Here is a 14,639-nt window from a genome sequence, read left to right on the forward strand (position 1 = left end):
TCTGAAACGACTAACAACGCGGGAATTCTTTTTCCCTTTAACGCCGAATTAAACCTTACCGGCGGCTTCTCTTTCTGCGACTTCTTTATCCAGCAGCGCAATATGCTGAGCCATTAGCTCGCGGCAGTGTGCTGCCAGTTCGCGCACCTGGTCTTTACCGTATTTGCTGGTATCGACGGGTGGCAGCATTTCGACAATCACCAGACCATTATTCAGGCGGTTAAGATTAATCTTATTAGAAGTATTGGAAACGCACACGGGAATAATTGGAACACCTGCCGCAATTGCGGCATGAAACGCGCCGGTTTTAAACGGCAGCAGGCCGCGGCCGCGGCTACGCGTCCCTTCCGGGAACATCCAGATTGAGATCCGGCGCTTTTTAAAATGATTCACCACTTCTGCAATCGTGCCGTGCGCTTTTGCACGGTTGTTACGGTCGATCAGCAGGTTACCGGTCAGCCAGTACAGCTGGCCAAAAAACGGGATCCACAGAAGGCTTTTTTTCCCCACCGTCACGGTCGGAGGCAGAACAATATTGGAGGCCGTCACCATATCGTAGTTGTTCTGATGGTTGGCGATATAGATGGCGTTACCGAAGTTCTCCGCTCCTTCAGGCAGGCGTTTTTCAACCTTCAGACCAAACAGCGGCGCAAGGCGACCGAACATATGGCCAAAGGTGGCAACATGCTTCGGATTACGCGGGCTGAACAGGCAGTAAATAGAGCCGAAAATACAGACCAGAATGCAGTAAATAACGGTAAGAATGAGACGAACAATGTATAGCATAGCGACCTCTGAAGCCCTGACAGCTGACAATTATACTTCACCTGTGGCCAGATAAGGACTTTATTACGAGCGCGTATTGTTAATCGCAACGCACGAATTAACAACGATTTTACGGGAAATTTTATTGAAATACCCCCTCCGGACAGAGGGGGTGTCATGACATTACTCTTCGCTGTCGCCCGCGCTGCTGCGCGCAGGCGAATCAATCTCCACGCGGTCGATACGTTGCAGGCCGCGCATCAGCGAACCGCGGCGACCGCGCTCGCCCACCACTTTCTGCAGCTCTTCCGGGCGAAGCTTGATTTTACGCTTGCCAACGTGGATGGTCAGCGTGCTCTGCGGCGGCAGCAGGAAGAGGTGCGCCAGGCCATCTTCACCTTTCGCGGCTTCCGCCGACGGGATGTTGATGATCTTGTTGCCCTTACCTTTCGACAGCTCCGGCAGGTCGCTGACCGGGAACATCAGCATGCGTCCGGCAGAGGTGATCGCCAGCAGCATGTCGCTCTCGTTCTCAATCACCAGCGGTGTCATCACGCGGGCATTGTCCGGCAGGCTGATCAGCGCTTTACCGGCACGGTTACGCGACACGAGGTCGTTAAAGGTACAGATAAAGCCGTAGCCCGCATCGGACGCCATCAGCAGCTTCTGGTCGTCGGCCTCCATCAGCATGTGGTCAACCGTTGCGCCCGGCGGCAGCGTCAGCTTACCGGTGAGCGGTTCGCCCTGGCCGCGCGCGGAAGGCAGCGTGATCGGGTCGATAGCGTAGCTGCGGCCCGTGGAGTCGATAAACGCCACCGGCTGGTTGCTCTTGCCTTTCACCGCCGCTTTAAAGCTATCGCCCGCTTTGTAGCTCAGACCCGGCGCGTCGATATCGTGGCCTTTGGCGCTGCGCACCCAGCCGCTCTGCGACAGGACAATGGTCACCGGCTCGGACGGCTGCATGTCGTGCTCGTTCATCGCCTTCGCTTCTTCGCGCTCGTGCAGCGGAGAACGACGGTCGTCACCGAAGGCATCGGCATCCGCCTGCAGCTCTTTCTTCAGCAGGGTGTTCATCTTGCGCTCGGAGGCGAGGATCGCCTGCAGCTGATCGCGCTCTTTTTCCAGCTCGCTTTGCTCGCCGCGGATCTTCATCTCCTCCAGCTTAGCGAGATGGCGCAGCTTCAGTTCGAGGATCGCTTCGGCCTGGGTTTCGCTGATGCCAAAGCGCGACATCAGCGCGGGCTTCGGCTCGTCCTCGGTACGGATGATCTCAATCACTTCATCGATATTGAGGAATGCCACCAGCAAACCTTCGAGGATATGCAGGCGCTTAAGCACTTTCTCCAGACGATGGTTCAGACGACGGCGCACCGTATCGCGGCGGAACGTCAGCCACTCGCTGAGGATCTCCAGCAGGTTTTTCACCGCCGGACGACCGTCCAGACCAATCATATTCAGGTTGATGCGGTAGCTTTTTTCCAGATCGGTAGTGGCGAACAGGTGGTTCATCACCTGCTCCATGTCCACGCGGTTAGAGCGCGGCACGATCACCAGACGAGTCGGGTTCTCGTGGTCGGATTCGTCGCGCAGATCGTCCACCATCGGCAGCTTTTTATTGCGCATCTGGGCGGCGATCTGCTCCAGCACTTTGGCACCGGAAACCTGGTGCGGCAGCGCGGTGATCACCACGGCGCCGTCCTCTTTATTCCACACCGCGCGCATGCGCACGGAGCCGCGACCGTTCTGGTAGATTTTGCGGATTTCTGCACGCGAGGTGATGATCTCGGCTTCGGTCGGGTAATCCGGCCCCTGCACGATATCCAGCAGCTCGTCCAGCGAGGTTTTTGGCTGCTCGATCAGGGTGATGGCGGCTTTCGCCACTTCACGCAGGTTGTGCGGCGGAATGTCCGTCGCCATGCCGACCGCAATACCGGTCGTGCCGTTCAGCAGGATGTTCGGCAGACGCGCAGGCAGCATCTTCGGCTCCTGCAGCGTACCGTCGAAGTTTGGCACCCAGTCAACGGTTCCCTGACCCAGCTCACCCAGCAGCACTTCGGCGTATTTGGACAGGCGGGATTCGGTATAACGCATCGCTGCGAAGGATTTCGGATCGTCCGGCGCACCCCAGTTCCCCTGCCCGTCCACCAGCGGATATCGGTAAGAGAACGGCTGGGCCATCAGCACCATCGCTTCATAGCAGGCGCTGTCGCCGTGCGGATGGTATTTACCCAGTACGTCACCCACAGTACGGGCGGATTTCTTGAACTTAGCGGTGGCGTTCAGCCCCAGTTCGGACATCGCATAGACGATGCGGCGCTGAACGGGCTTCAGGCCATCCCCGATAAACGGCAACGCCCTGTCCATGATGACGTACATGGAGTAGTTCAGGTAGGCGTTTTCCGTGAATTCATGTAGCGCGAGGCGCTCTGCCATATCGCTCATTACGTGTGATTCCTCAACTCAGAAACCGAAGGGTTTCAGGCAATATTGCCGCAGATACTACCTCATCTGACGAATTGAGTCACAAAGAAAAAGGGCCGCATAAGCGGCCCTTTACGGGTTATTTGTTCAGCTTGATAACCTGCTTCACGTCGATTTCAAACTCGTTCCAGTCTTTGTCGACTTTACCCTGCAGCTCTACTTTATCCTGCGGGGTGACGGTCACGCCGTTCCAGCGCTTGTGGTCAATCTCAACCACCACCGTGCCGGACTCGTCGCGGAAGGTGTAGCGGTCATCGGACAGGCGCTCGGTAATGTTCCCGCGCAGCTTCACCCAGGCATCGTCCTTCAGATCTTTCACTTTAGCCGCGGTGGTGAGGTTGGCGTTGTTATCGACAAAACCGCCCTGCTGGGTTTGCGTCTGGGTCTGTGTCGCAGATGGGCCAGTAAAGCCGCCCTGTGCGGCAAAGACCGGCGCGGTGGTCATCATCATGATGGCAGCAATTGCAGCGAATTTTTTCATCTTCATCTCTCCCTTTAATGTCGTTTCGCAGTCCATTAAACAGGGTAAACCTTAACAACTTCTTAAGGGGAAAATTTATTTATTTTTACTGTACAGCAGGCGCTTGCAGAGGGTTTACTGACGGCATCAAGGAGGGAACATGCGCATTTTACTGGTAGAAGACGACAGGTTAATCGGCGATGGCATCAAAGCAGGCTTAAGCAAACTGGGCTTTAGCGTGGACTGGTTTACCGACGGGAAAACCGGGCAGGCCGCGCTTGCCTCTGCGCCCTATGATGCCGTGGTGCTTGACCTGACCCTACCGGGAATTGACGGTCTGGAGATCCTGCGCGCCTGGCGCGAAAGCGGCCGCAGCGAGCCGGTACTGATCCTGACCGCGCGGGATGCGCTGAACCAGCGCGTTGAAGGGCTGCGCCTCGGTGCGGACGATTATCTCTGTAAGCCGTTCGCGCTGATAGAAGTGGCCGCCCGTCTGGAAGCACTGGTGCGCCGCAGCCACGGTCAGACCCGCAGCGAACTGCGCCACGGCAAGGTGACGCTCGATCCGGCAAGCCTCGTCGCCACGCTGGAGGGCGAAACGCTGACGCTTAAACCCAAAGAGTTCGCCCTGCTGGAGCTGCTGATGCGTAACGCGGGCCGGGTGCTGCCGCGCAAGCTGATCGAGGAAAAGCTTTATACCTGGGACGATGACGTCTCCAGCAACGCCGTCGAAGTCCATGTCCATCATTTACGCCGCAAGCTCGGGAGCGAGTTTATCCGCACCGTGCACGGCATCGGCTACACCCTGGGTGACGCATGAAGCTGAGCCTGAAGCTGCGCCTGACGCTCCTCTTTTTAGCGCTGTCTCTGACGGCCTGGTTTGCCGCCAGCCTGGTGGCGTGGCAGCAGACCACCCACAAGCTCGATAAGCTGTTCGACACCCAGCAGATGCTGTTTGCCAAACGGCTGCTGACGATGGATCTGGACGAGATCCGCGCGCCAGAGCGCATGCGCGAGGTGCCGAAAAAGGCCAAACACGGGCATCTGGACGATGACGCGCTGGCCTTCGCTATTTACGCTTCAGACGGCACGATGATCCTTAACGACGGCGAAAACGGGCGCGATATCCCGTATCACTATCGTCGTGACGGCTTTGATGACGGACGGCTTCAGGATGACAACGATGAATGGCGCTTTTTATGGCTGACGTCGCCAGACGGAAAATACCGCGTGGTGGTCGGCCAGGAGTGGGAGTACCGGCAGGATATGGCGCTGGACGTGGTCAGCTCGCAGCTGACGCCGTGGCTGGTGGCGCTGCCGGTGATGCTACTGTTGCTGATCGTCCTGCTGAGCCGGGAGCTGAAGCCCCTGAAAAAGCTGGCCCAGACCCTACGTTCCCGCTCGCCGGACGCCACCGACGCCCTGCCCACTCAAGGCGTGCCGGCGGAAGTGCGCCCCCTGCTCGACTCGCTGAACCATCTTTTTACCCGTACCCAGGAGATGATGACCCGCGAGCGCCGCTTTACCTCCGACGCCGCCCACGAGCTGCGCAGCCCGCTGGCGGCGCTGAAGGTGCAAACCGACGTGGCGCAGCTTTCTCAGGACGATCCGCAGGCGCAGGAAAAAGCGCTGGCTCAGCTGCACGCGGGTATCGACCGCGCCTCCCGGCTGGTGGATCAGCTCCTCACCCTGTCGCGCCTGGACTCGCTGGACAGCCTGGACGGCGTAGAACAGATAGCGATGGCCGACCTGCTGCAGTCTGCGGTAATGGATATTTATCCTGCTGCACAGCAGGCGGGTATTGATATTTGCCTGCACATCAACGCGCCGGAGGTGACCCGAACGGGTCAGCAGCTGCTTCTGAGCCTGATGGCGCGCAACCTGCTGGATAACGCCACCCGCTACAGCCCGCGCGGCAGCGTGGTAGACGTGACGCTGAACACCCGTAGCGTTACCGTGCGCGACAATGGCCCGGGCATTTCGCCCGATGCGCTGGCGCGTCTCGGCGAGCGCTTTTATCGTCCACCGGGTCAGGACGCCACGGGCAGCGGGCTGGGGCTATCCATTGTGAAACGCATTGCCGCGCTACATGGCATGCGCGTCTCGCTGGGCAATGCGCCAGAAGGCGGCTTTGAAGTAAAGGTTAACTGGTAAGGGATTATTGCATTTAGCGCAAAAGACTTTGCACATTTTGCTTATTTTTCCGCTCCGTCCTCGCGCGTAGAATACCTGGCATACTCTCATGACCGAGGACAAATAATGAGCAATATTCTGATTATCAACGGCGCGAAAGAGTTCGCGCACTCTAAAGGGCAGTTGAATGACACCCTGACCGAGGTCGCGGACGGTTTCCTGCGCGACGCCGGGCATGATGTTAAGGTCGTGCGCGCGGACAGCAACTATGACGTGAAGGCCGAAGTACAGAACTTCCTGTGGGCCGATGTGGTTGTCTGGCAGATGCCGGGCTGGTGGATGGGCGCGCCGTGGACCGTGAAAAAATACATGGACGACGTCTTCACCGAAGGTCACGGTTCGCTGTATGCCAGCGACGGACGCACCCGCTCAGACGCCTCTAAAAAATACGGCTCCGGCGGCCTGATTCAGGGCAAAAAATATATGCTCTCCCTGACCTGGAACGCCCCTCTGGAAGCCTTCACCGAAAAAGATCAGTTCTTCGAAGGCGTGGGCGTAGACGGCGCGTATCTGCCATTCCACAAGGCGAACCAGTTCCTGGGAATGGATCCGCTGCCGACCTTTATCGTCAACGACGTGATTAAAATGCCTGACGTCCCGAGCTATATCGCAGAATATCGCAAGCATCTCGCGAAAATTTTTGCTTAACTGGTAGCCTGGAATTAAAGGAGTAGTAACCATGCTTACAGTAATCGCAGAAATCCGTACTCGTCCAGGTCAACATCACCGCCAGGCGGTGCTGGATCAGTTCGCGAAAATCATCCCAACCGTACTGAAAGAAGAAGGCTGCCACGGCTACGCGCCGATGGTGGACGCCGCTACCGACGCAAGCTTCCAGGCCACTGCGCCAGACTCCATTATCATGGTTGAGCAGTGGGAAACCGTCGCGCACCTTGAAGCACACCTGCAGACCGCGCACATGAAAGCGTGGAGCGATGCGGTGAAGGGTGACGTGCTGGAGACCCACATCCGTATTCTGGAGCAAGGGGTTTAAAACCTGCCTTCCCTCTCCTTCCGGGGAGGGAATTCTCTCTGACCTGCTATGCTTATTCTGACTTCATGATTAACAGGAGGATGGAATGGGTCTTTTTAACTTCGTGAAAGAAGCAGGCGAAAAGCTATGGGATAACCTGACCGACCACAAAGGTCAGAGCGACAAAATCACCGAGCACCTCAAGAAACTCAACATTCCCGGTTCAGACAAAGTTCAGGTTAACGTTACCGACGGCAAGGCCAGCGTGACGGGTGACGGGCTGACCCAGGAGCAGAAAGAAAAAATCCAGGTCGCCGTCGGCAACATCGCGGGCGTCAGCGAGGTGGAGAACAACATCACCACGACCGATGCCAAAGATGAAGCCACCTACTACACGGTAAAATCCGGCGACACCCTGAGCGCTATCTCCAAAACCGTGTACGGCGATGCCAACCAGTACAATAAGATTTTTGAGGCTAACCGCCCGATGCTCTCCAGCCCGGATAAAATCTACCCCGGCCAGACGCTGCGTATTCCTAAAGCGTGATCCGCGAGTCGGGGGTCGCCCCCCGACCGTTTTTACCAGTACAGTTTCCAGCTCTGCGTAAAGCGCACCAGCGCCTCAACATAGAAGTAATCCCCCCAGCTCGCACACTCGTCCACCCCTTTGTTGCTCGCCAGGTGATAGACCGAGTGTTTCAGCAGCCCGGTACCCTTCTCCTCTTTGCCCATCAGGTAGTGCTTCGTCAGTGAAGACATAATGCCTTTGGCCCACTCCAGATAACGCTCCCGGTCCGGATCCGTCACGGGCAGGTGCTTCACCAGTTCCAGCAGCCCGCACACCGCAATCGCCGCCGAGGACGAATCGCGCAGCGCGTCGGTCCCCACCAGCGCCAGATCCCAGTGGCAGACGTAGTCTTCCGGGAGTCGGTTGAGGAAGTAGTTCGCCAGCCGCTTCGACAGGGCGATCATCGTCTCGTCGCCGGTATAGATATAGCTCAGCAGGAAGCCGTAAATCCCCCACGCCTGCCCGCGCGACCAGCAGGAGTCATCGGCATAGCCCTGCTGGGTATTGCCGTAGCGCGGCGCGCCGGTTACCACGTCCATATAGTAGGTGTGGAACGTGGAGGCATCGTCGCGGATGAGATAGTTTGCCGCCTGCATGACGTGCGCTTTTGCGGCGTCAGCAAAGCGCGGATCCCCCGTCTGCTCCGTCGCCCAGTAGAGCAGCGGCAGGTTCATGTTGCAGTCGATGATCATCCGTCCGGCCTGCTCCGGGTCTGAAAGATCGCCCCACGCCTGAATGATTTTCGCCTTCTCATGAAAGCGCTCCAGCAGGGCTTCAGCCGCCAGCAGGGAGAAACCGCGCGCCTCGCGGCTGCCGGTAAGTCTCCAGGCCGCCACGCAGGAGAGCGTGTACAGGAAGCCCAGATCGTGAGTGTTGGTGTCGCTGCGCCCGGCGATGCGCAGGCCGAAGGAGCGCACGTGTTTTTCCGCCATCGAGCGGAATTTCTCCTCGCCGCTCATCTCCCACGCCAGCCACAGCTGGCCGGTCCAGAAGCTGGTTGTCCACTCTACGTTGTCGGTCAGCGGGTAATAACCGTTCCGGCAGGTTTCCGCCGGGAACTGCTCTCCGAATGCCGTTAAATGACGGCTAATCAGCTCGAGGACGTGGCTACGCGCAGAGATCAGTTCATCGCTAAACAGGCGCGAGTCTACGGGAGCAGAAATGGCAGACAGGCGTTCCTCTCTGATACGACTTAACATATTTCGGTTCCTTGTGGTCAGCGTGATGAAGGTTCTGCTACGTTCAGCGGGCGGGGGCCGCGCCATTTGCTCTGGCAGGCGGATAACGTAAAGGCAGAAATAAGGGTAAAGATCAGCGCCGTCGCCCCCATGATGATATAGGTCTGTTCAAAGCCGATGCGGTCATACATATATCCGGCAGGCGAGGAAACCACCACGTTCCCCACGTACAGCATCGCCTGATAGCCCAGTAAATACATGGTGGCGTTCACGCGCTTGTCGAAATGCTCCGCAATATATTTAAAGACCGACACCAGCAGCAGGCAAATTTCTATACCGTATAGCGGCTTGAGCACGGAAATTAACAGATGCGAGTCGCACATCCCGGAAATAATCAAACGCGCCCCGACGATCAGCCCGACAATTAATAGCCCGCGCCTGGCGCCAATAAAGTTAACGAACAGCGGGACAACCATATACATGACGAATTCTATGCCCGACTGCGCGGTGCCGAGATAACCAAACACCGCGTTGCCCTCATGAATATCATCAAAGAAGGTGACGAAATAGCGCGAGAACTGCTGCTCGGCGATAAACATCATCCACGCCACGCCCGCCACGTACAGGCAAAAAGCCCAGAATTTACGGTTACGCAGCAGGGCATACACATCTGCGGGGGCAATTTTCTCTTTGGTCAGTACCGCATCGGCATGAACGGAGTTAGTGTTCACTTTCAGGCTGAGCAGGACAACCAGCATCACTATCGACGCCACGCTGCCCATAATGAAGTTATAGGTCGGTGAGAGGTTGAACAGCAGGCCGGAGAAGGACGATGCCACCGCCCAGCCGAGCGAGCCCCACATACGAATTTGCCCGAACTCCATGCCGTTTAAGCGGCTGAAGCGGTCGGAATAGGATTCACACGCCGCCACGCCCGCATACCAGGCAAAGCTTAAATAGAGCGCGCCGATAATAATCCCCAGCAAGGTACTGGACATTAACAGCGGCTGATAGACGTAAATAAAAAACGGCGCCATCAGGGCCGACATGGCGACCACAAAATAGAGCAGGTATTTGCTCATGCCGATTTTATCCAGAATATAGCCGTAGATGGGTTTGAGAATAACGGAAAATATTCCGTTCACCGCGAACACGGTTCCAATTACCGTCCCGCTGAGATTCGCTTTTTGACCCAGCCAGATCGCCAGCAGGCCAATACTCGCGGACCAGGTAAAGAAATAGAGAAAAATAAAGCTGCTGATTTTGTAATATTCGGTTCTGTTGGTTGTCGATGTATTTTTCATACCATCCTCGCCGAGGTGTAGGGTCAGAATTTTTATAACGTGAACGACAGCAGACGTTCGCCTCCAGGGTCGCGGATTACGACCCGGTTATGGTTCATATCCAGCTGCGGCGCGGCCGCAACGTTCTGTTTTTCACTGGCAATGACGGCGCAGCAGAGCCAGCGCTCTCCCGGATGGAGATCGGTTTTTAAAAGCGGAATGGAGGCGCACTCCGGGAACATGATGCTGCTGTTCGGCGGCGTGACGATGCTGTCCGGGGTGCGTTCAATGAAAGGCGATAGATCGACAATCGCACTGCTGCCGTTCTCTGCCGCCAGATAACTGCCGCGCGCGCGGATTTGGTGCTCCGTTTTCATCACGGCGAAACCGCCCTCCGCCGTTTGCAGCGTGCGCGCGCTGTTGATGCGGTGCAGGCGCAAATGCCACTCGCCGAAGGGGATTTGCCAGGTCTCGATGCGCACGTCGTGCCACGGCGACCAGCGTGAATAGATGTAGTTTTCATCCACCCGCACCGCGTCGCACTCGCGACGGCCGCGGAAATAGTTATCCCCGTCCGCCAGCAGCAGCATGGAATCACAGGCCGCATGCTTCAGGCCAAAGCGCCCGCGCTCAATGGTGAAGCCAAAGCGGCTGGAGTAGGCAAATTTGGTGTATTTCGCTTCGGTGTTGACGTAGTTGTTCAGCTCCAGCTGACCGGCGGTGAGCATGGTGACGTGCTGAGAGTTCGTCGAATGCATTAGGATTTGCTGCGCGTGCGGGATGACGTGCTTCTCCGCCAGCGCGGGCAGCGGCTGTTCTTCTGCCTGCCAGAACGGATGCGTCTCCGGCAGCGCCAGAATCAGGTAGCTTTTTAGCGCCCAGTAGGGCGAGCCGGGAGAGTTATAGTCCTCACACATGGCGAGGTTCGGACAGGCAAAACCGAGGGTCAGAATGCCGTCCCGGTCGGTAATTGTCCGCTGCTGCCACCAGCGGAGATGGCGCAGGATAATGCCCTTCACAATACCCGGCGTGAACACGTCAAGTTCAGAGAAGGCAACCGCGCTCCAGAAGGCGACCATCGCAAAGCGGTAGGTCAGGCTGCGGCCAAACGGTACCGACGCGCCGTCCGCGGCGGACCAGTAGATAAAGTCCTCCGCAAACAGACGCGAGCGCTCGCGCAGCACTTCTGCCCTCGCCTCGTCGCCGCTTAAAGTGGCGTAAATCAGGCCGTAGAAGTGGAACGCCATGGAGATGTAATAATCTTTCGGGCGACCCGCGCCGTCGGAATACCAGCCGTCACCCAGGTAATAGGCCTCCATCAGCGCAAACCGATGGTCGATGGCGGCCTGATCGTACGGCAGCCCGGCGCGTTTGAAGCCCAGCTGGACCATAATGGCAAAGTAGTTCCAGTTGCTGTCGGGCATCTGCGCGTCGGCAATCTGATTCAGCCACGCGTGCAGGTTCATTACCTCGCGCACGCTGAAGCAATCGGTGAGTTTATTCCCCAGCAGGGAAAGCCCCAGACCGTAGGATGCCATCTCGACCAGACGCTGATCGTACGGACCGGTTTCGCCCCAGTAGCCCGGACTTTGCGGATCGGTGCCGATCCTGATGGCCTGCATGTACTTCTCGCTAAACGGCGAAGCATCGCCCGAAGCCAACAGCGGAAACAGCCCCCATAGCGCGCGGGAGAGCCCCTCCATCTGCGCGATATCCGTCGCGTAGTGCGCGCAGGTATCACCCAGCGAGAACCGCGAATGATTTACCGGAAACTGCTTATCCAGCGCGCCAAGTAAGGTATTCAGAGACGCCACGACGTCCTGGCGTGAAGACAACAGATTTGATTTTTCTTCGCTTTCCGCCCGCATAGTTCCACCCTCGTCATCAACTGCGGCCAAGCATAGTGAATGCGTAAGGTGGAGAAATGTTAGCCACGTCACAGGTGAGAACGTTCGATAAACCTGCGGTTGATAAAATTTAAAAAGGTGGTTTATAAATCTCTTCTGACGGGGAAAAGTTGAGTTTTATTGCACTATGCATGACGCGCCCATAACCGATCGTCTTGAGCTCATTACCTTAAACGACACCGTAGCGTCGTTCAGCCGCCTGTTTGCTAACACGGTGCGTTACCACCACTGGCATCAGTGTCTTGAAATTCTCTATGTGGAAGAAGGGTTTGGCGTCGCGATTGTCGATAACCGTCACTACACCATGCGCCCCGGACGCCTGTTTTTCTTTCCGCCGTTCACCCTGCATAAAGTCAGGGTAGACGAACAGGCGGAAGCGATTTACCGGCGCACGATTATTCACCTCGACCACCATGCGGTGCTGAAGTGTCTGCGTGATTTTCCGCACACGCAGCAGCGGCTGGAAAAACTCTCGCGTCGCGGCTCAGAGGCGTGGGTGGTTGACCTGGCACACTGCCACAGCCATGTCGATCATCTGTTCAGCTGTTATCCGCCGCCGATGAGCAGCGAAAGCATCGCCGGGCTGCTGATTAGCCTGTTTGCTATGTTGCCTGACGATCGTACCGGCGCACCGGGCAGCAGCACGGGGATCGCCAGCCAGGTGATGTTCTGGCTGGACGAGCATTATCAGGAGAAATTCCGCCTCGACGCGCTGGCAGCGGAACTGGGCAGATCGCGCAGCTACGTGTCGCGAAAATTTCATGCGGAGACGGGGGAGAAAATCCACCACTACCTGAACACGCTCCGCCTGCGTAAGGCGTGCGAATGCCTGCTGCACAGTGACGCGAGCGTGCGGGAGATTGCCGCGCGGGTGGGATTTTCTGACGTGACCTGGTTTATCAGCGCGTTTAAGAAGGGGATTGGTGAGACGCCGCTGCAGTACCGGAAAAACCATCGTGCGGTATGACACCCTCACCCGCCCCTCTCCCGCGGGAAGAGGGAGACAATCAACTGCTTTTCTTGCCCGGCTTTAGCCCACGGTGAAGCTCGTTGATGCGCTTCATCGACTTGATGGTGCGCTGCGGCTCGGTGGAGGCGACGGATAAAACAATCATCTCCAGGCACAGCAGCACCGTGCCGTGGAGCGGGATTTTGCCCTTCTCGCCGCCGCGCGGAACGTGGATCACCACGCTGGCCTCTTTGCTGAATCGCGAGTCGGTGGCATTGGTGAGCAAAATGGTGGGGATCCCCAGCCGTTTCGCTTCGCGCAGCGTGGTCTGTCCTTCCCGATGCGCGGATTTTTGCGCCATCATGATCAGCACATCCCCGCGCTGGAGACCTATCAGCTGCTCGGCCAGCCCTATTCCGGTGCGGTTAAGCGGCGTGGCGGGTAGCCCCATCCGGCTGAACAGCCTGGCGGTGTAGTCGGCCAGAATGCCGGACGCGCCAATCCCAAATATGGCAACCTGCCTCGCCTGCGCCAGCAGCGAGACCGCCTGCGCCATCGCGAAGCGGTTGTGGGGTTCAGACAATACTTCACACGTATGCTGATGCCCCTCCAGCACGAAATCAATGCTCGCATTGACGTCGCTGGTCAGCGTATTCACCGTGGTGGAGATCTTTTCGCTGGAGGTCACGACCGGCCCAAACCACTGCTCCAGCGTCTGCTTGAGATCGCGCAGCCCGGCGAAACCCAGCGCCTGGATGGCGCGAACGACGGTGGCGTCCGACGTTTTCAGCAGCGTCGCGATCTCCATTGCCGTCTGCTCCATCACCGCTTCACGATTTTCATTGATATAGCGCGCCACCTGCAGCAGGCGCGGCGTGAGCTGGTGCGACCGGGAGCGGAGGCGGTCGCCGAAGAGATCAACTTTACGGCTCATCGTGACGCCTCCGGCAACGGACGTCCGGCAATCTGCGACTGGACCTGCGCGGCCATCAGCCCTAACGAGGCGAACGAGTTCGAGATGGCCTCTTCACGCGAGATCAGCACGTAATGTCCGGTCCGACAGGCATTCAGGAACTGACACCAGCCCGGCATCACCGCATCCATCGCCGCCAGCTCATCCTGCGGTTTGCCGCCCGTATCCCCGCGCCAGGTGGCGAAAACGAAATCCGCATCCAGCTCCGGCAGCCGCTCGGCGCTGACGTCAATGCGTCCCCCTTCCGGGATGGACTCAATCAGCGGCGGGAAGGTGAACCCGGCATCACGCAGCACGCGGCCCAGCGAGTGATAGCTGTGCATGGCATTGATTTTCCCCTGATTGGCCTGAATCACCGACACGCTCACTTTGCGGGTATCAATAGTCGCTTTCAGCGCCTTAATTTGCTCCTGATAGCGCCGCTCCAGAACCTTGAGCCGCGCCTGCGTGCCCGTCAGTTGCGCCAGCTTGCGGTAGATCTCCGGCGCGCCGCCGTCGAGATGATCGATACTCACCGTCGGGGCAATTTTCTCCAGCTGTTCCACCGGGGTATTGCGCGTCGGCTCGGTAACGATCAGGTCAGGCTTTGCGGCGGCGATGGCTTCAATGTCGATATCCGCAGTGCCGATAAACTTGATGTCGGAATTATCGAAGTCGACGCCGGTCAACATGCCGCTGGAGCGCAGAAAATGGCTGCCGTCCGGCCGGGTGCGGCCATGGCTCGCCACCGGCGGCACGCCAAGCTCAATCAGCGGAATAGTGATGTCCAGGTCGTGTAGCGAGACGATCCTTTTCGGATGCACCGGCACCACCACCTTACGGTTCAGATCGTCAGTAAACGTCTGCGTCGGCTCGGTCGCGCTCGCCGCAAACCCCACCAGCAACAGCAATGAAAACAGTATGCGCATG

The 14,639-nt window shown here is 57.8% G+C and carries 14 protein-coding genes; 6 read left to right on the forward strand and 8 right to left on the reverse strand.

What is annotated here, in order from left to right; translation table 11 throughout:
- Nucleotides 1-48 precede the first annotated feature (48 nt).
- The 3 genes from plsC to IB212_RS19420 all read right to left on the reverse strand — a co-directional run bounded on the left by plsC (nucleotide 49) and on the right by IB212_RS19420 (nucleotide 3,727).
- Nucleotides 49-786 carry a 1-acylglycerol-3-phosphate O-acyltransferase gene (plsC, locus tag IB212_RS19410; protein ID WP_028014424.1) on the reverse strand — a complete coding sequence of 246 codons (738 nt, stop codon included), beginning with the start codon at nucleotides 784-786 and terminating at the stop codon, nucleotides 49-51.
- 162 nt (nucleotides 787-948) lie between these two features.
- On the reverse strand, nucleotides 949-3,207 hold the full coding sequence (gene parC, locus IB212_RS19415) for a DNA topoisomerase IV subunit A (RefSeq protein ID WP_041908127.1): 2,259 nt from the start codon (nucleotides 3,205-3,207) through the stop codon (nucleotides 949-951).
- A 118-nt stretch (nucleotides 3,208-3,325) separates the two neighbouring features.
- Nucleotides 3,326-3,727, reverse strand: coding sequence for a YgiW/YdeI family stress tolerance OB fold protein (locus IB212_RS19420; RefSeq protein ID WP_023309189.1), 402 nt, complete (start codon nucleotides 3,725-3,727; stop codon nucleotides 3,326-3,328).
- Between the two features lie 139 nt (nucleotides 3,728-3,866).
- Here IB212_RS19420 and qseB point away from each other — a divergent pair, with 139 nt between their 5' ends.
- From qseB to lysM, 5 genes are all read left to right on the forward strand, one after another.
- Nucleotides 3,867-4,526 (forward strand): quorum sensing response regulator transcription factor QseB, encoded by a 660-nt coding sequence (gene qseB, locus IB212_RS19425; protein ID WP_047364588.1) that lies wholly within the window; start codon nucleotides 3,867-3,869, stop codon nucleotides 4,524-4,526.
- Nucleotides 4,523-5,860 (forward strand): quorum sensing histidine kinase QseC, encoded by a 1,338-nt coding sequence (gene qseC, locus IB212_RS19430; protein ID WP_188245717.1) that lies wholly within the window; start codon nucleotides 4,523-4,525, stop codon nucleotides 5,858-5,860. The genes qseB and qseC overlap by 4 nt, the downstream gene beginning before the upstream one ends.
- Nucleotides 5,861-5,965: 105 nt before the next feature.
- The gene (locus tag IB212_RS19435; RefSeq protein WP_041908121.1) at nucleotides 5,966-6,547 is read left to right on the forward strand and encodes an NAD(P)H-dependent oxidoreductase; all 582 of its coding nucleotides are present in this window, start codon (nucleotides 5,966-5,968) and stop codon (nucleotides 6,545-6,547) included.
- 31 nt (nucleotides 6,548-6,578) lie between these two features.
- Complete coding sequence (locus IB212_RS19440; protein ID WP_008502984.1) at nucleotides 6,579-6,893, forward strand: putative quinol monooxygenase; 315 nt, start codon at nucleotides 6,579-6,581, stop codon at nucleotides 6,891-6,893.
- Between the two features lie 85 nt (nucleotides 6,894-6,978).
- The gene (gene lysM, locus IB212_RS19445; RefSeq protein WP_028014428.1) at nucleotides 6,979-7,419 is read left to right on the forward strand and encodes a peptidoglycan-binding protein LysM; all 441 of its coding nucleotides are present in this window, start codon (nucleotides 6,979-6,981) and stop codon (nucleotides 7,417-7,419) included.
- 32 nt (nucleotides 7,420-7,451) lie between these two features.
- Here lysM and IB212_RS19450 read toward each other — a convergent pair whose 3' ends face one another.
- The 3 genes from IB212_RS19450 to IB212_RS19460 are packed head-to-tail and all read right to left on the reverse strand — an operon-like array spanning nucleotide 7,452 to nucleotide 11,769.
- Entirely contained in the window at nucleotides 7,452-8,639 is a 1,188-nt protein-coding gene (locus tag IB212_RS19450) for a glycoside hydrolase family 88 protein (RefSeq protein WP_188245718.1), read from the reverse strand.
- Between the two features lie 17 nt (nucleotides 8,640-8,656).
- A complete protein-coding gene (locus IB212_RS19455) occupies nucleotides 8,657-9,922 on the reverse strand; it encodes an oligosaccharide MFS transporter (RefSeq protein WP_188245719.1) in 1,266 nt (421 codons plus the stop codon).
- A 32-nt stretch (nucleotides 9,923-9,954) separates the two neighbouring features.
- The gene (locus tag IB212_RS19460) at nucleotides 9,955-11,769 is read right to left on the reverse strand and encodes a DUF2264 domain-containing protein (RefSeq protein WP_188245720.1); all 1,815 of its coding nucleotides are present in this window, start codon (nucleotides 11,767-11,769) and stop codon (nucleotides 9,955-9,957) included.
- A 166-nt stretch (nucleotides 11,770-11,935) separates the two neighbouring features.
- Here IB212_RS19460 and IB212_RS19465 point away from each other — a divergent pair, with 166 nt between their 5' ends.
- On the forward strand, nucleotides 11,936-12,775 hold the full coding sequence (locus IB212_RS19465) for an AraC family transcriptional regulator (protein WP_041908113.1): 840 nt from the start codon (nucleotides 11,936-11,938) through the stop codon (nucleotides 12,773-12,775).
- A 40-nt stretch (nucleotides 12,776-12,815) separates the two neighbouring features.
- On the opposite strand, the gene IB212_RS19470 is transcribed toward IB212_RS19465, so the two are convergent.
- Both IB212_RS19470 and IB212_RS19475 read right to left on the reverse strand, forming a co-directional pair.
- Nucleotides 12,816-13,691 (reverse strand): MurR/RpiR family transcriptional regulator, encoded by an 876-nt coding sequence (locus IB212_RS19470; RefSeq protein ID WP_028014433.1) that lies wholly within the window; start codon nucleotides 13,689-13,691, stop codon nucleotides 12,816-12,818.
- The gene (locus tag IB212_RS19475) at nucleotides 13,688-14,638 is read right to left on the reverse strand and encodes an iron-siderophore ABC transporter substrate-binding protein (protein WP_041908111.1); all 951 of its coding nucleotides are present in this window, start codon (nucleotides 14,636-14,638) and stop codon (nucleotides 13,688-13,690) included. The genes IB212_RS19470 and IB212_RS19475 overlap by 4 nt, the downstream gene beginning before the upstream one ends.
- Nucleotide 14,639 lies beyond the last annotated feature (1 nt).

The sequence above is a fragment of the Enterobacter sp. E12 genome (assembly GCF_014596715.2).
GTDB classification, from domain to species: domain Bacteria; phylum Pseudomonadota; class Gammaproteobacteria; order Enterobacterales; family Enterobacteriaceae; genus Enterobacter; species Enterobacter bugandensis.